This window comes from Rhodococcus sp. ACT016, from assembly GCF_050477185.1.
Classification (GTDB): domain Bacteria; phylum Actinomycetota; class Actinomycetes; order Mycobacteriales; family Mycobacteriaceae; genus Prescottella.
Map to the genome: position 1 here is coordinate 5407034 of NZ_JBEAET010000001.1, position 19832 is coordinate 5426865.

Sequence of the window (19832 nt, forward strand, 5' to 3'; positions counted from 1 at the left end):
GCGTCGTCCAGGGGCGTGAAGTGCTCTCGATCACGCGTCGCCGACTACGCTGCTCCCTGTGGAACCCTTCTACCGAACGATCATCGGAGTTGCCCGCGTCGTGTTCGCAGGCCAGGGGCTGAAGTTCACGGTCACCGGCGAGGAGCACATCCCGGCGAAGGGAGGTGCGGTGATCGCCATCAATCACACCGGATACATGGACTTCACGTACGCCGGCCTGCCGGCCCGTGCCGTCAAGCGCTACATCCGGTTCATGGCGAAGAAGGACGTTTTCGTCCACAAGATCTCCGGCCCGATGATGCGGGCGATGAAGCACATCCCCGTCGACCGCGCCGCGGGTGGCGACTCGTACCGCGCGGCCGTCGATGCGCTGCGCGGCGGCGAACTGGTGGGCGTGTTCCCGGAGGCGACCATCAGCCGGAGCTTCGAGCTCAAGGAGTTCAAGTCCGGTGCCGCGCGCATGGCGCTCGAGTCGGGCACCCCGGTGATCCCGATGGTGATCTGGGGTTCGCAGCGGGTGTGGACCAAGGGCTACCCGAAGCGCCTGGGCCGGACCGACACCCCCATCTCCCTCGCCGTCGGCGAGCCGATCGCGCCGTTCGAACCGGCGTCCGAGATGACGGCGCTGCTGCACACGCGCATGGAAGAGTTGCTGCGCGGAATTCAGGCGAACTACGAGCACCCGGCCGGCGAGTACTGGGTCCCGGCTCGGCTCGGCGGTGGGGCGCCGACGCTCGAGGAAGCGAACAAGATGGACGCCGCCGAGGCCGAGGCCAAGGCTGCGCGACGCAGCAAGGAAGCCGGGGGGAAGTAGGACGGCGCCGCGACGTGACGCCGCGGCCGCGCACTTGCCGCTGGTGAGATAGCGCTCACCGACCGCGTCCGGCAGGCCGATCGTCACCCGGAAAGGGCAGAATGGCCCGGTGCGCATCGAACTGCCCAGCCTCGTCGCCAGTGACGTCGACGGAACCCTGATCGACGACGACGAACGCGTCACCGCCCGGACCCGCGAGGCGGTGCGGACCGTCGTGGCGTCCGGCACGCCGTTCGTTCTCGCGACCGGTCGACCGCCGCGCTGGCTCGGTCCTGTCGTCGACGGGCTCGGATTCGCACCGCTCGCGGTGTGCGCGAACGGCGCGGTTCTCTACGATGCCGAAGCCGATCGGGTCCTCACGGCCGCGACGCTGTCCGTCGAGACCCTCGCCTGGCTGGCCGACCTCGTCGACTACGAGCTGCCCGGTGCCGGTCTGGCCGCCGAGCGGGTCGGTGCTACCGCGCACGACACCGCTACCGCGCAGTTCGTCAGCGCGCCGGGCTACGAGCACGCCTGGCTGAACCCCGACCACACCGAGATGGCGCCGGAGGACATCCTGTCCGCCCCCGCCGTCAAGATGCTGATCCGCATCCCGGGCGCGAACAGCGCCGACATGGCCGCCAAGCTGCGCCCGCTGGTGGGGGAGCGGGCGGACCTGACCTACTCGACGAACAACGGTCTGATCGAGGTGTCGGCGCCCGGCGTGACCAAGGCGTCCGGGCTGCGGCTCATGGCGCGGCACCTCGAGGTCGCCGAGTCGGGCATCGTCGCGTTCGGCGACATGCCCAACGACATCCCGATGCTGTCCATGGCGGGCCACGGCGTCGCCGTCGCGAACGCGCATCCGGAGGCGAAGGCCGCGGCCGACGAGGTCACGACCACCAACTCCGACGACGGTGTCGCCCGGGTCCTCGAACGCATCTGGGCGGACTGAGCCCCGAAAACACCTCTGCCCCTCCACAGTTCGTGGAGAGGCAGAGGTGTTTCAGTCGTTGCCGGTGACGATCAGTTGATCTGGACCGGCGCCTCGGAGACCGTGCCCGCCTGCGCGGCTGCGGGTGCCGCCGCCGGGGTGTTCAGGATCGTCGTGACCTGCTTGGTGGCCTCGTCGTAGATCATCGAGCCGCGCTCGAAGTCGCTGCGGAAGCCGTTCGAGACCTTGTACTCGTTGCCGATCGGCAGTCCGATGTCGCCTTGGACGCCGCCGGCCGCCTTCCAGGCGTTGAAGATCTCGCCGATCGTCGAGACCACGCCGCCGTTCGCGGACGTGAAGAGCGCGCCGTTCTGGAAGAACGCGTACAGCTGCCCCGTCGCCGTGGTCAGCAGGCCGGTCAGGGCGTCACCGAGCATGCCGCGGTTGCCGCCCATGGCGAGCCACTGCCGCGCGATCGGGTTGGAATCGGCCATCGACAGGATGCTGTTCACGACGGCCGGGATCTGCGCGTTCAGGTCGAGCGAGCCGGGCACACCCGGCGCCGGGGTGTTGCCGCCGCCCGAGCTGGGGTTCGTCGGCGGGGTGCCGCCGCCCGTGTTGCCGCCACCGCTGTTTCCGCCGTAGTTGGCCGCGGCGATGTCGCGGATCTGGTCCATCTGGGCGTAGGCAGCGCTGCCCGGGCACTCGGTGTAGCCGACGTCGCGGTGCGCGAAAATGGTCGGCAGAACGACTCGCTGACCCAGCGCGTACTTCGAGTACTGGGTGCCCTCGGAGTACATGGTGACCTGGCCCTTGGGGTTCAGGTTCGCGAGCTTCAGGCGCCAGCCGAGGTACTTGCCGACCGCCTGGATCGTGGCCGCCGGGGCCGGCTCGTTGACGAAGTTGCCCATCATCGCGATGCCGACGGTGTTCTCGTTGAAACCACCGGCGTGCGCGCCCTGGACCGGGCGGTCGAGTCCACCGAAGCGGCCCTCGAAGATCTGCCCGTAGCGGTCGACCAGCACGTTGTAGCCGATGTCGCACCAGCCGAGCGTCTGTGCGTGGTAGGCGTAGATGCCGCGCACGATGCTCGCCGACTGCTCACGGCTGTAGTTGTTGCTCTCGGCCGTGTGGTGCACGGTCGCGCCACCGGTCGAGTCGTCGTAGGTCGGGTTCTGGCAGCGGATGCCCTCGTCCGCGCCCCACGCCCGGCGCGAGATGATGTTGATGCCGTTCACCGACGTGGGCGTGGCGATGTCGGCCAGGTTCGAATCCTGCGGTCCGCTACCGGGATTGATGAGCACCGCGGAGATGTCGTTCGCGGTGACCGTGGCCGCGTGCAGCGGCTTCGACACCGCGGCGGGCACGTAGCCCAGCGGCTGCGGCGCCTCGGGATCCGCTTCCGGAGCCGGTGCGGGCGCGGGGGACTCGGCGGCGGGCGCGGCCGCACCGTCGGTCGTGGCCGCGTCGGCCGCGCCGGAGTCCTTGGGCGCCACCAGGATCTGGACGGCATTGGTCTGGCCGACGAAGACGGGATCGGTGCCCTGCTTGCCGGACGACGTCGACATGTCGGAGCTGTCGGTGTCGATCGGGTCGGGGGTGAACCACTGACCCCACGAGCCGTCGGCCAGCTTCGCGCGGACCTTCGTGACCGTCGACTCGAGGTTCGGCGCGGTGAGCGCCACCATCGAGAACGGGTCGTCCCGGGTGATCTCCTTGACCGTCGCGCCGAGCTGGTCGGCCGGGAAGGTGGTGGTCGTGGGGGCCGGCGCGGCGGTCGTGGGAACCGGTGCGGGAGCGGCGATATCGCCGGGCGTGTTCGGCGTCGTCAGCGACGGCAGCGGGATCGAGCCGCCACCCGGGAGCGGGATCTCGGTCGGCAGCGGCAGATCGCGCAGATGGATGTCCGGCAGGTCGAGGCCGGTGAGTTCCTTGAGCGGGATCACGATATCGGGCACGGACGCGAGCACGACCTCCGCGATCTGCGTGGGGATCGACGGCGCGGAGTCACTGGCGGAGCGGACGTCCGACGAGTCGCTGCCCAGCGCGTGGACGGCGAACGGGGCGGCAACTGCCACCGCGGCGACTGCGGCCAGAACGATCGAGTTCCTGGGTCGACGGTGCGGCAAGGCGAATTCTCCTCGTGTTCAGTGCGCGGGGTGTCTTCGTGCGCTGCGAGCGACCTTTCGGCCGAACCGATCCCGGTGGGGTCGGGGTTCGGACTGAATCCTGCGGGCCGGCCCGGGAGCCAGTCCATAGATCATCCGAGGATGTCTGCAACTTGTGATGCTTATGTTACCGATGTGACTGCAGTTGCTTATGTGGCAGCTGTTGCCAACAGCAGTCACTGTTGCCACACTAGTCGCAACATCCATAAGGCTCAACCTTAGCTTGAGCCTTTCGAGTTCGCGGGCCACGACCGTTTTCTCCGTCTCTGCCACGGCCGTGGCCCACCCAGCCGCTACCGCCCCGGGCTCGAACGATGTCCCGGACTTCAGTGACGAGGAGCGCAGTATGGCGAACCCCCGCCTCCGCACGATCGTGAATCGTGGTGCCCGAACCCGACGCCGGCGATTCATCCACGCCCCGTCCGTGTCACTCACCAAAGCCGTCGCCTTCGGCCTCGCGCCGGCCCTCGCGGTGGGTGCCGCCGTGGGTCTGCTCGTGACCGACCGCGGTGCGAACGCGGAGATCGCCCCCGTCGTCGCCGCGGACACGCAGATCACCTTGAACGGCCACGGCTACGGCCACGGGCGTGGCATGGGCCAGTACGGCGCGTACGGCTACGCCAAGAACTTCGGGTGGTCGGCGGAACAGATCGTCGGCCACTACTACGGCAACACCACCCTCGGCCGACTCGACGACCCGTGGGTGGGCGTGCGACTGGTCGGCCGCGACGACAAGCGCGTCGACGTCTTCTCGCAGGCCGGGCTCAACGTCGCCGGCCGCTACTTCGGGGCGAACTCGGCCGCGCACCTCACGCCCACGCCGGGCGGCGCCGACGTCACCGTCACCGACGGGTGCACCGGGCGCGAGATCTGGCGCGGCTCCACCAACGTTCCGTGGGTCGACCCGGTGAACCGCGCTGGGAACCGCCCCGCGAACGAGCACCTGCGGATGTGCGACGGCAACGTCCCCTACCGCGGCTCGATCGGTGCGCTGCGTGACGGCAACGGCGCCTGGCGGACCGTGAACCGGGTGCTGATGGACGACTACCTCTACGGTGTCGTCCCCGCCGAGTCGGTCGCCTCCTGGGGAGACTCCGGCGGCATGCAGGCGCTGCGCGCCCAGGCCATCGCCGCACGCTCGTACTCCGCGGCCGAGCGACGCTACGGGTACGCGCAGACCTGCGACACGCAGTCCTGCCAGGTGTACGGCGGCTCGTCCCGCGAGGACCGCCGCACCAGCGACGCCGTGAACTCCACCGCCGGCATGGTGCTCAAGCGGGGCAACCAGATCATGGCCGCCGAGTTCTCGTCCTCGTCCGGCGGATACACCGCCGGCGGCGTCTTCCCGGCCGTCGTCGACGACGGCGACGCCGTCTCGCCCAACCGCAACTGGTCGCAGACCGTCTCGGCCGGCGCCATCGCGAACGCTTACGGCGTCGGCGAGTTGATCAGCTTCGACGTGATCGGCCGCAACAATCTCGGCGCCGACGGCGGGCGCGTGACCCGCGTCCGCGTCGTCGGCACGGCCCGCACCGTGGAGGGGACGGGCGACGATGCACGGTGGAAGCTCGGCCTCAAGTCGGACTGGTTCACCGTCGGTGGTGGTGGGGGAGCGCCCGGACCGATCCCCGGCCTGCCGGCGCTGCCGGAGCTGTTCCCGGGCTCGCTGGAGATGCTGGAAACGCTCCCGTTGCCGCCGCTGCCCGAACTGTCGCCGGGTTCGCTCGAATCGATCCCGCTTCCTCCGTTGCCGCCGCTACCCGAACTGTCGCCGGGTTCCCTCGAGTCGATCCCGCTGCCCATCGCCGCGCCGCTCGACCAGCCTGTTGCCGACATCGACTCGCCGATCGACGCGAAGTATCGCGAGCTCGGGGGAGCGGCCGGCAGCCTCGGTGAACCGACCGGACCGGAGCTGATGCTGGTCGACGAGTCCGGCAAGTTCCGCAGCTACACGGGCGGGACCATCGTGTGGACGCCGACGCTGGGCACGCGGGTCGTCGACTCGAGTGTGGTGCTCCAGCCGGTGACGGAGACGGACGGCGCCACGGCCTAGATCGACCGAAGATGCCGAATCGGGCAGGACCTCGCGCTGCGGGGTCCTGCCCTTTTCCTTTTAATCCCGGGTTTCCGCTTGACCTTGACGTTGCGTCAACCTGCAGGCTGGTTGTACCGACGACGGCGGAGGAGGCGGACATCGTGAACCGAGCCGGGGAATGGTCGATCCAGCAACTGGCGCGGATCACCGGGACGACGAGCCGGACGCTGCGGCACTACGGCAGCGTCGGCCTGCTCGAGCCCAGCCGCATCGGCGCCAACGGCTACCGGTACTACGACCAGGCGGCGCTCGTGCAGCTCCAGCGGATCCTGCTGCTGCGCGACCTCGGGCTGGGGCTGGCCGCAATCGCCGACGTCCTCACCGGAGAAACCGATGCCGCCACCGCGCTGGGCACCCACCTCGAGTTTCTCGAGCAGGAGCAGTCCCGGCTCGGGCGCCGGATCGCGTCGGTACGCACAACTCTGGAGAAGACGAGGAGAGGGGAGCCCCTGATGGCAGAGGAGATGTTCGACGGATTCGATCACACCCGTTACAAGGACGAGGTGGTCGAGCGGTGGGGTCGGCAGGCGTACGAGAGCAGCGACCGTTGGTGGCGCTGGCTGTCCGACGACGACAAGTCCGGCTTCCGGCAGCGACAGCTCGACATCGCGGCCGACTACGGGCGCGCCCACGCGGCGGGCCTCGCGCCGGACGGCCCAGAGGTACAGGAGATCACGGGGCGGCACTACGAGTGGGTGGCTGCGGGCTGGCAGGGTCGCCGCCCCGGCGCCGACGCGTTCGCCGGCCTGGGGGAGATGTACGTGGCCGATCCGCGGTTCGCGGAAAACTACGACCGGCACGGCGCCGGCACCGCGGCCTTCGTGCGCGACGCCATGCTGGCGTTCGCGGCGGACCGGCTGTAACTACGGCGGCTGGAGCCGGGCGCGCGCGTATCAGGTGGTTCGTGCCACCGGGCACGCGCGTTCCCGCGGCCGTCGCCTACCCTGTCTTCCGTGACTGCCCAAAACGCGCCCCAGTCGTCAGCAGGTCAGTACGACCTGATCATTGTCGGATCCGGATTCTTCGGTCTGACGATCGCCGAGAGGGCTGCCACGCAGCTCGGCAAGCGCGTGCTCGTCGTCGAGCGCCGGCACCACCTCGGTGGCAACGCGTACTCGGAGGCAGAGCCCGAAACCGGGATCGAGATCCACAAGTACGGCGCCCACCTGTTCCACACGTCGAACAAGCGGGTGTGGGACTACGTGAACCAGTTCACCGACTTCACCGGCTACCAGCACCGCGTCTTCGCGATGCACAAGGGGCAGGCCTACCAGTTCCCGATGGGCCTCGGCCTGGTCTCGCAGTTCTTCGGCCGCTACTTCTCGCCGGACGAGGCACGCGCGCTGATCGCCGAGCAGTCCGCCGAGATCGACACCAAGGAAGCGTCCAACCTCGAGGAGAAGGGGATCTCGCTGATCGGTCGTCCCCTGTACGAGGCGTTCGTCCGCGACTACACCGCCAAGCAGTGGCAGACCGACCCGAAGAACCTGCCCGCCGGCAACATCACCCGCCTGCCGGTGCGGTACACGTTCGACAACCGCTACTTCAACGACACCTACGAGGGCCTGCCCGTCGAGGGCTACACCGCGTGGCTCGAGAACATGGCGAAGGACGAGAAGATCGACGTCCGGTTGAACACGGACTGGTTCGACGTCCGCGACGACATCCGCGGCGCGAGCCCCGACGCCCCCGTCGTGTACACCGGCCCGCTGGACCGCTACTTCGACTACGCCGAGGGCGAGCTCGGTTGGCGCACCCTGGACTTCGAGACCGAGGTCCTGACCGACTGCGGCGACTACCAGGGCACCCCGGTCATGAACTACAACGACGCCGACGTGCCGTTCACCCGCATCCACGAGTTCCGCCACTTCCACCCGGAGCGGGACTACCCCAAGGACAAGACGGTCATCATGCGCGAGTTCTCCCGCTTCGCGGAGAGCGGCGACGAGCCGTACTACCCGATCAACACCCCCGAGGACCGCACCAAGCTCGAGGCCTACCGGGTACTCGCCAAGGCTGAGGCCGTGGACGCGAAGGTACTGTTCGGCGGACGTCTGGGCACCTACCAGTACCTCGACATGCACATGGCGATCGCGAGCGCGCTGTCGATGTTCGACAACACCCTGCGCCCGCACCTCGAGTCGGGTGAGGCGCTCGCCGGGGACCTCGCGTGAGCGCGCTGCTGCAGCGAGTTCTGCTGCCCCGCGCGGGTGAGCCGCTGGACGTCCGCAGCCTCTACATCGAGGAAACCGAGACCAACTCGCGCCGCGCGCACGCGACGTCGCGCACGTCGGTGTCGATCGGCGCCGAGTCCGAGGTGTCGTTCTGCAGCTACTTCAACGCGTTCCCCGCGAGCTACTGGCGGCGTTGGAGCATCCTCGAGTCTGTCGTGCTGCGGCTCGAGCTGTCCGGCCACTGCCGGGTCGACGTCTACCGCTCCAAGGCCGACGCCTCCCGAATCCACGTGGAGGGCAAGGAGTTCCGCGAGGGTGTTCTCGAATTCGAGTTGGACCTCGGCCCGTTCGAGGACGGCGGCTGGATCTGGTTCGACATCACGGCCGACGCCGAGGTGGAGCTGCTGAGCGCCGGCTGGTACGCGCCGGTCGACGCCCCGGGCGAGGCCAGCGTCGCCATCGGTATCCCCACGTTCAACCGGCCCACCGACTGCGTCAAGGCGCTCACCGCGCTCGTGTCGGATCCGCTGGTGATGGACGTCGTCAAGAACGTCATCGTGCCCGACCAGGGCACCCGCAAGGTGCGCGACGAGCCCGGCTTCGACGAGGCCGCCGCCGCGCTCGGCGACAAGCTCGCCATGCACGACCAGGGCAACCTCGGTGGCTCCGGTGGCTACAGCCGCATCATGTACGAGGCGCTGAAGAACACGGACTGCCAGCAGATCCTGTTCATGGACGACGACATCGAGATCGAGCCCGACTCGATCCTGCGGGCGCTCGCGATGTCGCGCTTCGCGAAGAGCCCGATCCTCGTCGGCGGGCAGATGCTCAACCTGCAGGAGCGCAGCCACCTCCACACGATGGGCGAGGTGATCAAGCGCGAGAACTTCATGTGGTCCGCGGCGCCCAACGTCGAGTACGACCACGACTTCGCCAACCGGCCCCTCAGCGATCGCGACCGTTCGAAGCTGCTGCACCGCCGCATCGATGTCGACTTCAACGGCTGGTGGATGTGCATGATCCCGCGGCAGGTCGCCGAGGAGATCGGTCAGCCGCTGCCGCTGTTCATCAAGTGGGACGACGTCGAATACGGTTTGCGCGCACGCGAAGCCGGCTATCCGACGGTGACCATGCCGGGCACCGCGATCTGGCACATGGCGTGGAGCGACAAGGACGACGCCATCGACTGGCAGGCGTACTTCCACCTGCGCAATCGGCTCGTCGTGGCCGCGATGTACATGACGGGCAACCCGGTCAAGCTGGTGGCCGACACCGTCAAGGCCACCGTCAAGCATCTCCTGTGCCTCGAGTACTCGACCGTCGCGATCCAGAACCTCGCGATCCAGGACTTCCTGGCCGGACCCCAGCACGTCGCGGACCTGCTGCCGACCGCGCTCGGCACCGTGCACGCGCTGCGCAAGGAGTACCCGGACGCCGTCGTGCTGCCGTCGTCGACGAGCCTGCCGCTGCCGTCTCGCGAGGACGTCGGCAACGTCAGCCTGCCGACCAACAAGGTGGCCATCGCCACCCGCCTGGTCAAGGGCCTCGTCCACAACGCGAAGAAGGCCAAGTCCGAACACCTCGAGACGCCGCAGCTGAACGTCCCGACGCTCGATGCCCGCTGGTTCCTGCTGTCGCAGGTCGACGGTGTCACCGTCACCACCGCGGACGGACGCGGGGTCGTCTACCGCAAGCGCGACCCGCGCGTGGCGACGCGCCTGTTCAAGGAAGCACTGCGCCTGCGCCGCGAACTCACCGAGCGTTTCCCGGAACTCGCACGCGAGTACAAGGCTGCCGCGCCGGAGCTGACCAGCAAGGAGAGGTGGGCCCGTGTCTTCGGCATCTGAGGTCCGGATACTGCAGACCGTGCAGGGCACGATCGGCGCCAAGCCGGCCGTGGTCCGCGCCGCCCGCGGCATGTCGCACTTCGGTGAACACGCCCTCGGCTGGGTCGCGGTCGCCGGTGTCGGTGCGGCGCTGGACAAGCCGCGTCGCCGCCGCTGGGTCGGTGTCGCCGTCGGCGCCGTCGGCGCGCACGCGGCGTCGATCGTCATCAAGCGGGTCGTTCGCCGGCCCCGCCCGAACGACCCGTCCGTACAGGTCAACGTGTCGACGCCGAGCAAGCTGAGCTTCCCGTCGTCGCACGCCACGTCCACCACCGCGGCGGCAGTGCTGATCGGCCGTCTCACCGGGCTACCCTTGCCTGCGGTACTGGTCCCGCCGATGCTGCTTTCGCGCCTCGTTCTGGGCGTGCACTACCCGACCGATGTCCTGGCCGGGTCCGCACTCGGCGCCGTGTCCGCGGCTGCCGTGCTGCGGGCCGAGCAGAAGTTTGGAGTGAAATGAGCGAGGAGCCGGCGGTCGTCACCGGACCCCCGAAGACCCTGGCCGGTGGCATCGTCAAGGCCGTCCGCCCGCGCCAGTGGGTCAAGAACGTGCTCGTGCTCGCGGCACCGCTCGCGGCCGGGTCCGTCACCGAGGTCGACGTCCTGCTGCCGGTCGCGCTCGCGTTCGTCGTGTTCTGCATGGCGGCGTCGGGCATCTACCTCGTCAACGACGCGATGGACGTCGAGGCGGACCGGGCGCACCCCACCAAGCGGTTCCGGCCCATCGCCGCCGGTGTGCTGCCGGTCAACATGGCCTACGGCATGGCCGCCGTGCTGCTGGTCGGCTCGATCGCCCTGTCGTTCGTCGCGAACTGGCAGCTGGCGGTCGTCATGTCCGTCTACATCGCGATCCAGCTCGCGTACTGCTTCGGGCTCAAGCACCAGGCCGTGCTCGACATCTGCATCGTCTCGTCGGGCTTCCTGATCCGGGCGATCGCCGGTGGTGTCGCCGCCGAAATCCCGCTGTCGCAGTGGTTCCTGCTGATCATGGCGTTCGGGTCGCTGTTCATGGCGGCCGGCAAGCGGTACGCCGAGCTGCAGCTCGCCGAGCGCACCGGTGCGAAGATCCGCAAGTCGCTCGAGTACTACACCGGCACCTACCTGCGGTTCGTGTGGACGTTGTCCGCCACCGCTGTCGTGATCTGCTACGGCCTGTGGGCGTTCGAGCAGGATCGCGCCAACGACACCAACTGGTTCGCGATCTCGATGGTGCCCTTCACGATCGCTATCCTGCGATACGCCGTTGACGTCGATGGGGGCGAGGCGGGGGAGCCGGAAGAGATTGCACTGGGCGACCGGGTGCTCCAGTTCCTCGCGATTGCCTGGATCGGAGTAGTAGGTGTCGCTGTCTACCTCGTCTGAGCTGACACAGACAGCCGACGAGCCCGCGGTGGAGCCGCGCCCTCAGGGCGCCCGGATCTCCCGCGCGGTGTTCGTCGGCGGCGTCGTGTTCACTGCACTCCTGTTCGCGTGGGGTGCGTGGGAGCGACGATGGATCGCCGACGACGGCCTGATCGTGCTCCGCACGGTCCGGAACCTGCTGGCCGGCAACGGTCCCGTGTTCAACGCCGGCGAGCGGGTCGAGGCGAACACCAGCACGGTGTGGACGTACCTCGTCTACGCGTTCGGGTGGATCACCCAGGCCCGTCTCGAGTACGTGGTGCTCGGTCTCGCGCTCGTGCTCTCCGTGTCCGCGGTGGTCCTGGCGATGATCGGGACCGCCCAGCTGTACCGGGCCCGGTACAGCGGCGGCCTCGTGCTGCTGCTCCCGGCCGGCGCGATCGTGTACATCGCCGTTCCCCCGGCCCGCGACTTCGCGACGTCCGGGCTCGAGAGCTGCCTGGTCATCTTCTGGATCGCGCTGGTGTGGCTCCTGCTGGTCCGGTGGGCGCAGAACCCCGCGCCGTCGTGGCGGTCGGTCCTGCTGCTCGCGTTCGTCGCCGGCCTGGGCCCGCTGGTCCGGCCCGAGATGGCGATCGTCGGCGGTCTCGCACTGCTCCTGGTCTTCCTCGCGCCCATCGGCTGGAAGCTGCGGACGTGGATCGTCGTGGCCGCAGGCGTGGCTCCGGTCGCGTACCAGATCTGGCGCATGGGCTACTACGGCCTGCCCTACCCGAACACCGCGGTGTCGAAGGACGCGGGCGGTGCCAAGTGGTCGCAGGGGTTCGCCTACCTGTGGAACCTGGTGGGGCCGTATGCGCTGTGGCTGCCGCTGTTGATGCTCGCCGTCGCCATTGCGATGGTGTGGTGGCGCGAACCGGCCCTCCCAGCGAACCGGTCGGAAAGTGATGTGGATCACTCTTCGGGTCGGTGGTCGCGAATCTCGCGCCGACTGCATTCCCCGATGGCGGTCGTCGTATTCATTCTCGCCTGCGGATTCATTCTGGCGATCTATTCGATTCGCGTGGGCGGCGACTTCATGCACGGCCGCGTCCTGCTGCCGGCGCTTTTCTGTTTTCTCGCTCCGATCTCGGTCATTCCGATTCGGGTACCGCGTTCGGAATGGGGTCGGAACAACGCCACCCTCGGATTCGCGGTTTCCGTCCTCGCATGGTTGACGACGATGGTGTGGGCGTTGTTCGCGGCCAACACGGTCGGAATGCCGGCCGGAGCGGCCGTCGGCAAGTCCGGAATCGTCGACGAACGAGCGTTCTACTCGCTCAACACCGGGCACAAGCACCCGATCCTCGCCGAGGACTACCTGGACTACCCGCGGATGCGTGCGATGGTCCAGGCCATCGCCGACACCCCGGACGGCGGCCTGCTGCTCCCCACGCCGTCGTTCACGAACTGGGACGTCGTCCCCCCGCCCGTCCCGATCCCTGAGGGCGGTGCCGGACACACCGTCTACTTCCTCAACCTCGGCATGACGAGCATGAACGTCGGGCTGGACGTGAAAGTCCTGGACCAGATGGGTCTCGCGTACCCGATCGCGGCGCACACCGAGCGGCTCGACGGCGGCCGGATCGGGCACGACAAGGTGCTCTACCCCGACTGGGTCGTCGCCGACACCGGAATGGTCCCGGTCCACCCGTGGCTGCCGTGGTACCTCGACGAGGACTGGGTCGCGCAGGCGCGGGTGGCCCTCACCTGCCCCGAGACGGTCGAGCTGAAGGAGTCGTACAGCTCGGAGATGTCGTGGCCGCTCTTCAAGCGGAATCTGCGCAATGCGCTCGATTACGCCGGCTATCGATTCGACCGGGTTCCGAAGTACGAGATCCAGCGGTGCGACCTCGAGATGCCCGAACCGGCGAGCGGACGCTAGCGCCGTTTCCGGTCCCACCGACCCGCGAATGACATCAGTGTGAGTCATTTCGGTGAGAAGGCTGTCCCGTGGTTTTCTTCACGCGTTTCGGTGAATCTCGGCGCTGTCACGATGAACCGCGTGTTCATCTCGGATCCGTAACGCCGAGGGACCTCGAAACGATCTCTCGGTGGGCTGGAATGGGCTTCAGGCAACCAGACCGGAATGTTTGTCACAGTCCGGTCTGTCGCATACAGTCCACGTCGCGCAGTGTGACCTGGAGCAGACCCTCCGCCGCCGTCCGCGTCGGCGCAGTGGCTGCCCACCGACGGAGTCCACCGGACCCGCCCAGCGGACGCCGGAGATGAAGAAAGAGAGCAGTGTTCATGCGTTTAGCTCGACCAAGGCTGTCGCAGCGTCTGAAGCAGCGTCTACTCGGCATCTCCGCCGCGGCGCTGGTCGTGCCGCTGGCCGCGGGAATCGCCGGCACCTCCGTCGCATCGGCAGCGCCGGTCGCGCACCGCGCGCCGGCCGGTGGCTACGAGGAAGTCTTCGTCGACTCGAGCATGGGCCCGGTCAAGGTCCAGATCCAGTGGGCCGCCCGCGGTGGCAACGCCTCGCTCTACCTGCTCGACGGCCTGCGCGCCCGTGACGACCGCAACGCATGGTCGTTCGAGACCAACGCTCTCGACCAGTACCGCAACGACAACCTCACCCTCGTGATGCCTGTCGGCGGCCAGTCGAGCTTCTACACGGACTGGTATGCGCCCAGCAACCTGAACGGCCAGAAGATCACCTACAAGTGGGAGACCTTCCTGACGCAGGATCTGCCCGCGTACCTCGAGACCCGCGGCGTCGCGCGCGACAACAACGGCGTCCTCGGCCTGTCGATGGGCGGCTCGGCCGCACTGACTCTCGCCGCGTACCACCGTGACCAGTTCAAGTTCGCCGCTTCGCTCTCCGGCTACCTGAACATCTCCGCGCCCGGCATGCGTGAGGCGATCCGCGTCGCCATGCTCGACGCCGGCCGCTTCAACGTCGACTCGATGTGGGGCCCGCCGTGGAGCCCGTCCTGGCTGCGCAACGACCCGTTCGTGTTCGCGCCGAAGCTCGAGGGCCTGTCGATGTACATCTCGGCGGCCAGCGGCCTGCCCGGTCAGTACGACCACCCGCAGAAGGCCATCGACTACTACAACACCGCCAACGCGATGGGTCTCGAGGCCCTCTCGCTGATCAACACCCGCGCGTTCCAGGTTCGCCTCGCGTCGTTGAAGATCCCCGCCACCTACAGCTTCCCCGCCAACGGCACCCACTCGTGGGCGTACTGGTCGGCCGAGCTGTGGAAGGCCCGCGGTCAGATCCTCGACACCCTGAACGCCTGGTGACGAGACCATGAGCTGAGTCGGTATGCCGTCTCCCGCGCCCAGCGTGGGAGGCGGCATACCGCGTTCGGCGGAACCCGATCCGCCGATACAGATTTCGCAAATTCACTATCCAACCAGCGCGGCAAACCCACTCCGAAGCTCCTTCCGTGTAGTAAGGAAGCGATCTTCCGGTCAGCCGGGGAGTCCCGCCACGACGAAGGAGAGTTGTCCCGATGCGAGTAGGTCTCGAGCGGCCCCAGCGCCGCGATAGAGCAGGGGGTGGGTGGCGCAAGCGGGCGCTCGGCTTCGCCGCGGCCGCGCTCGTGCTGCCGATCGCCGCGGGCCTGACGTCGGGTGGCACCGCTGTCGCGCAGTCGCTCGGCACGCCCGACTCGCCTTCCACCACGCAGACCGCGGTCGGAACCGTCAATCACGTCGACTGGCTCTCCGATCGCCGCGTCGCGGTGTGGGTCAACTCGCCGTCGATGGGCATCCCGATCCAGGTCCAGCTGCTGCTGGCCCGGGACTGGAACGCCAAGCCGGACGCCAAGTTCCCCGTCGTCTACATGCTCGACGGCATGCGCGCGCGGGACGACGAGAACGGCTGGACCCTCGAGACCGACGCCGAGCCGTTCTTCGCCGACAAGAACGTCAACGTCGTGCTGCCGATCGGCGGACAGTCCAGCTTCTACGCCGACTGGCTCGACCAGAACAACGGCCAGAACTACAAGTGGGAGACGTTCCTCACCAAGGAGCTCCCGCCGATCCTCGAGAGCGACTGGCGCAGCACGCAGACGCGTGGCGTCGTCGGCCTCTCCATGGGCGGCACCTCCGCGATGATGCTCGCGGCTCGCAACGAGGGCTTCTTCAAGTTCGCCGGTTCGCTGTCGGGCATCCTGACGACCACCACTCTCGGCATGCCGCAGGCGATCTCGTTCGCGATGGCCGACGCGGGTGGGTACGACGCCGGCGCGATGTGGGGCAACCCCACGAACGATGCCTGGGCAGCGCACGATCCGTACCTGCTGGCCGACAAGCTCAAGGGCATGAGCCTCTACATCTCCAGCGGTAGCGGCACCACCGGTCCCTACGACCAGCCGTCGGCGATCCCGGGGATCAGCACCAACTACGCCGGCATGGGACTCGAGATCCTGTCGCGCCTGACGTCGCAGACGTTCACCACCAAGCTGCGGAAGCTCAACATCCCGGCGACGGTCAACTACCGTCCCTCCGGCACGCATTCGTGGCCGTACTGGGAGTTCGAGCTGCATCAGCTGTGGCCGCAGCTCGCGGGTGCGCTCGGTGTCGAGGCCGACAAGCCGGCCTGCAGCCCGTCCGGTGCCATCGCGCCGGTGGCCAACAACAGCAAGTGGATCGGCGACTGCCTCACCGGCCAGTACTCGGTGGCCGGCGGTAACGCTCAGGACTTCCGCTTCGGGCGGATCTTCACCTCGGGCGACGGCACCCACCCCGTCGCGGGTCGCATCGGCGGCGCCTACCAGGCCGCGGGTGGACCGGCCGGTGTCCTCGGGATGCCGAGCACCGACGAGGTCGCCCTCAACGACGGTCGTGGCCGCTTCAACCACTTCCAGAAGGGCTCGATCTACTGGACGCCGCAGACCGGTGCGCACGCGGTGAGCGGCCCGATCCGTGACGAGTGGGCCAAGCAGGGCTGGGAGCGGGGTCCGCTGGGATACCCGACCGCAGACCAGATCAAGACCCCGGGCAAGGAGGGGCTGGTCCAGAGCTTCGAAATCGGCGCCATGTACTGGAACCCGCAGACCGGCACCAACGCCGTCCAGGGCCTGATCATGAAGAAGTACGCCGAGCTCGGGTACGAGAACGGCTGGCTCGGCTTCCCGGCGACCAGTGAGAACGTGATCAAGGACAACGGTCGCTTCAACCGCTTCCAGAACGGCAACATCTACTGGAGCCCGGCCACCGGTGCGTGGTCGGTGAAGAACGGCCCGGTCTTCGACGCCTGGGCGTCGGTGGGCTACGAGAACGGCCGCCTCGGCTACCCGATCTCCGACCAGTTCGACATCGCCGGCGGCGTGCAGCAGAACTTCCAGCACGGTGTCATCACTGTCAAGGGCGGTAAGGCCGTAATCGGCTGACCGTGAGTTGACCTGGTGCGGGCGGTGACCCGGATCTCACGATCCGGTCACCGCCCGCACGTCATCTGTAGCCTGTTCCCAGAGTCGGCACCGGTACGCCCGCCGACACGACACAGCAAATTCGAGGACTGATATGTCGCACTTCTCCCGTACCCGTTCCGTGCCTTCTCTGCTGGCCCGCACTGTGGCCGTGGGCGCACTGAGCCTCGTCGCCGGTGGCCTGCTGGTCGCCTGTGGCGACGACGACTCGTCCGCGAAGGGCGGCCAGACGACGACTTCCGCCGTCTCGTCCACCACCGCGAAGGCCCCCACCGCGAAGTCCGGTGCGCCGCAGGCGTCGGAGGCCCCGGCCGCCACGAGCGAGGAGTCCGACGCGCAGGCCGAGCAGCCGCAGGCGGTCCCGAGCGGGTTCCCCGGCCCCACCGAGGTCCCGGTCTCGCCGCGCGCCCAGGCCTACCTGGACGGGCTGAAGAAGGAGGGCATCACGCCCGCCAGCGACGGCATCATCGCCATCTCCACGGCCGACTACATCTGCGCCGCGAAGGAGCAAGGCAGCTCGCAGCAGGAGATCACCACGTTCGTCACCGCCGCCGTCGGCAGCGAGGCCAGCGCGGCGGGCCAGGAGTTGACGGCGGAGCAGGCGGGGAAGAACGCCGAGGTCTACATCCGCGTCGCGCAGGCCGAGTACTGCAAGTAGCGGCTGATGAGTGTGAGCGGCCGCGGAACGCGGAAGTCCGGAAACACCCGGGGGAGTAGGCGCTTCGGGACCGTCGCCGTCGTGGCGGCGGTCCTGGTGCTGCTCCTGGTCGTCCTGGCGATCTGGTATCTCATGGCCGGGCGTGTGCCCAAGCCGGCGCCCCCGACGCCTCCCGGGCCGACGCCGCCGAGCGCGCAGCCGGCGGACTGCCCGGACGTCCAGGTCATCTCGGTGCCCGGAACCTGGGAGTCGAATGCCGCCGACGACCCACACAACCCGACGGCGAATCCCGCGTCGCTCATGCTCAATGTCACACGCCCGCTGCAGCAGTCGTTCTCGCCACAGCGTGCCGACGTCTACACGGTCCCGTACGTGGCGCAGTTCTCCAACCCGGTCGCGCTGCCGCCGGACGGTCAGGAGTCGTACAACAACTCCCGCGCGGCCGGCACGGCTGCGACGATCGACGTCATCGAGCGCCGGCACGCCGAGTGCCCGCTGACGACCTACCTGCTCACCGGGTTTTCGCAGGGCGCGGTGATCGCGGGTGACGTCGCGGCGCGCATCGGCGCCGGAGACGGTCCGGTGTCGCCGGATCTGGTGCTCGGCGTGGGCCTGATCGCCGACGGCCGACGGGATCCGGCTGCCGCACCGACCGTCGGTCCCCAGGTCGCCGGTGTCGGCGCCGAACTGTCGCTCTCCGGTCTCAAACTCCCCGGCATCACGATGACCGGGGCCCGGCCCGGCGGGTTCGGGGCACTAGCCGACCGAGCAGTCCAGATCTGCGCACCCACCGACGGTATCTGTGACGCGCCCGCGGACGCACTCAAACTCGGAAACTGGCTCAGCAGCGCATCACGGCTCGGCGAGTACTACAACAATCCGGTTCACGCGCAATACAACTCGTTCGTCGTCGACGGAAACGGGACAACCGCGACACAGTGGATCACCAGCTGGGCCAGCGAGAAGGTCGAAACGGCACCGTCACCCGCGCACGAGTAGCGAGTCTCGCCCGAGTCTGCGCGAAGCGCCTCCAGACTCGGACGTGGGCGGTAGTGTCCGTCCTCGCGACCCGACCACGGGCCGCAGGGGTGGGTCCCTATGCTGATGGGTTGGTGCCGTGTGGCGCCGCCTGCTTACATGCGTGAACGAGGAAGAAGGCTTTGATGAGTTCCACCGACCGCTCGGACGCCATTGCTGGCGTCTCGGTGCCGCGTAAGTTCCGTTTCGCGGCCGGTGGTGAGGGCAACGCCGAGGAGGGCGGCGCCCGTCGATTCGTCAAGCTCGCGCAGAAGGCCGAGGAACTCGGCTACGACAGCTTCATGATCCCCGATCACCTGGGCAACCAGGTCGGACCGATCGCGGCGCTCGGCGCCCTCGCGGTCGCGACCGACAAGATCCGGCTCGGGACGGCCGTGCTCGCGAACGGCTTCCGGCATCCGGCGGTCCTCGCGAAGGACGCCGCCACCATCGACGTCCTGTCGGGTGGACGTCTGGAACTGGGCATCGGTGCCGGCTGGATGCGGGAAGAGTTCGAAAAGGGCGGCATCGAGTACGAGCGACCCGGTGTCCGAATTGCGAAGCTCGAGGAGTCTCTGCAGATCCTGGACACGCTGCTGCGGGGCCAAGAGTGCAACTTCGAGGGCAAGTTCTACAAGATCGACGGCCTGAAGGGCAGTCCGCGCCCGCGGCAGGGCCCGCGTCCGCCGATCGCGGTCGGCGGTGGCGGCCCGAAGATGCTCGCGCTGGCGGCCAAGTACGCCGACATCATCTCGGTGGCCACTCCGACCAGCGCCGACGGCCGTCTGCTGCTGTCGGGCATCACGATGGAGCAGACCATCGCTCGGGTCGAGCAGATCCGCGAGGCAGCGGGTGATCGCTTCGCCGACATCGAGCTGAACTGGACCATCACGGCGATCATGGTCACCGACGATCGGGAGCAGGCCGCCGAAATGGCGCTGGCCGCGATCGATCAGGGCTTCCCGCCGAACATCGAGGCGGACGTCACGTTGTCGGTCGAGGAGATCCTCAACTCGCCGTACCTCGCGATCGGCACCTACGAGGAAATCGCCGACCAGATCCGTAACGTACGGGAGAAGACGTCGATGTCATATGTGGGCGTATTCCCGACTCAGCTGGAAGCTTTCGCGCCGGTGATCCCGTTGCTCCGAGGCGAGTGAGCCGATGCACATCTGTAACATGTTGCTGGTTTCGAGCCGATGGACTGACTCGTAGGTGTGTCGTCTGCGTCCAGATGGTTGCAAGTCGCTACAACTAGGGGATGTAGCGATAACCCGAAAAACAGCAGGCACGACCGACGAAGTAGTGACAATGCAAATGAATCCGCGCGGCGAAGGAAGTCT

15 protein-coding genes are annotated in these 19832 nt (G+C 68.1%); 14 read left to right on the forward strand and 1 reads right to left on the reverse strand.

Annotated elements, in window-relative coordinates; all coding sequences use genetic code 11:
• The first annotated feature begins 58 nt into the window (after positions 1-58).
• Positions 59-814 carry a lysophospholipid acyltransferase family protein gene (locus tag ACQ5DX_RS24750; RefSeq protein ID WP_430335115.1) on the forward strand — a complete coding sequence of 252 codons (756 nt, stop codon included), beginning with the start codon at positions 59-61 and terminating at the stop codon, positions 812-814.
• Between the two features lie 109 nt (positions 815-923).
• The gene (locus ACQ5DX_RS24755; RefSeq protein WP_430335116.1) at positions 924-1748 is read left to right on the forward strand and encodes an HAD family hydrolase; all 825 of its coding nucleotides are present in this window, start codon (positions 924-926) and stop codon (positions 1746-1748) included.
• Between the two features lie 71 nt (positions 1749-1819).
• Here the strand turns inward: ACQ5DX_RS24755 and ACQ5DX_RS24760 are convergent, their stop codons facing one another.
• Complete coding sequence (locus ACQ5DX_RS24760) at positions 1820-3856, reverse strand: N-acetylmuramoyl-L-alanine amidase (RefSeq protein WP_430335118.1); 2037 nt, start codon at positions 3854-3856, stop codon at positions 1820-1822.
• A 385-nt stretch (positions 3857-4241) separates the two neighbouring features.
• On the opposite strand from ACQ5DX_RS24760, the gene ACQ5DX_RS24765 reads away from it, so the two are divergent.
• The 12 genes from ACQ5DX_RS24765 (at position 4242) to ACQ5DX_RS24820 (ending at position 19649) form a co-directional block, all read left to right on the forward strand.
• Positions 4242-5948, forward strand: coding sequence for a SpoIID/LytB domain-containing protein (locus tag ACQ5DX_RS24765; RefSeq protein ID WP_430335119.1), 1707 nt, complete (start codon positions 4242-4244; stop codon positions 5946-5948).
• A 143-nt stretch (positions 5949-6091) separates the two neighbouring features.
• Complete coding sequence (locus ACQ5DX_RS24770; RefSeq protein ID WP_430335120.1) at positions 6092-6853, forward strand: MerR family transcriptional regulator; 762 nt, start codon at positions 6092-6094, stop codon at positions 6851-6853.
• A gap of 90 nt (positions 6854-6943) precedes the next feature.
• Positions 6944-8164, forward strand: a complete 1221-nt coding sequence (gene glf, locus ACQ5DX_RS24775) for a UDP-galactopyranose mutase (RefSeq protein WP_430335121.1) — start codon at positions 6944-6946, stop codon at positions 8162-8164.
• Complete coding sequence (locus ACQ5DX_RS24780) at positions 8161-10011, forward strand: glycosyltransferase (RefSeq protein WP_430335122.1); 1851 nt, start codon at positions 8161-8163, stop codon at positions 10009-10011. Before glf ends, ACQ5DX_RS24780 begins: the two co-directional genes overlap by 4 nt.
• Positions 9995-10510 carry a phosphatase PAP2 family protein gene (locus ACQ5DX_RS24785; RefSeq protein WP_430335123.1) on the forward strand — a complete coding sequence of 172 codons (516 nt, stop codon included), beginning with the start codon at positions 9995-9997 and terminating at the stop codon, positions 10508-10510. The genes ACQ5DX_RS24780 and ACQ5DX_RS24785 overlap by 17 nt, the downstream gene beginning before the upstream one ends.
• On the forward strand, positions 10507-11412 hold the full coding sequence (locus ACQ5DX_RS24790; protein WP_430335124.1) for a decaprenyl-phosphate phosphoribosyltransferase: 906 nt from the start codon (positions 10507-10509) through the stop codon (positions 11410-11412). Before ACQ5DX_RS24785 ends, ACQ5DX_RS24790 begins: the two co-directional genes overlap by 4 nt.
• A complete protein-coding gene (gene zomB, locus ACQ5DX_RS24795; protein WP_430335125.1) occupies positions 11390-13315 on the forward strand; it encodes a flagellar motor control protein ZomB in 1926 nt (641 codons plus the stop codon). Before ACQ5DX_RS24790 ends, zomB begins: the two co-directional genes overlap by 23 nt.
• A gap of 365 nt (positions 13316-13680) precedes the next feature.
• Complete coding sequence (locus tag ACQ5DX_RS24800) at positions 13681-14679, forward strand: alpha/beta hydrolase (protein WP_430335126.1); 999 nt, start codon at positions 13681-13683, stop codon at positions 14677-14679.
• Positions 14680-14891: 212 nt separating this feature from the next.
• Positions 14892-16775, forward strand: a complete 1884-nt coding sequence (locus ACQ5DX_RS24805) for an alpha/beta hydrolase-fold protein (RefSeq protein ID WP_430335127.1) — start codon at positions 14892-14894, stop codon at positions 16773-16775.
• Between the two features lie 133 nt (positions 16776-16908).
• Positions 16909-17472: a DUF732 domain-containing protein gene (locus ACQ5DX_RS24810; RefSeq protein WP_430335128.1), complete on the forward strand. Its 564-nt coding sequence runs from the start codon at positions 16909-16911 to the stop codon at positions 17470-17472.
• A gap of 6 nt (positions 17473-17478) precedes the next feature.
• Positions 17479-18471, forward strand: a complete 993-nt coding sequence (locus ACQ5DX_RS24815; RefSeq protein ID WP_430335129.1) for a cutinase family protein — start codon at positions 17479-17481, stop codon at positions 18469-18471.
• Positions 18472-18635: 164 nt separating this feature from the next.
• Positions 18636-19649, forward strand: coding sequence for an LLM class F420-dependent oxidoreductase (locus ACQ5DX_RS24820; RefSeq protein WP_430335130.1), 1014 nt, complete (start codon positions 18636-18638; stop codon positions 19647-19649).
• The last annotated feature ends 183 nt before the right edge of the window (positions 19650-19832 follow it).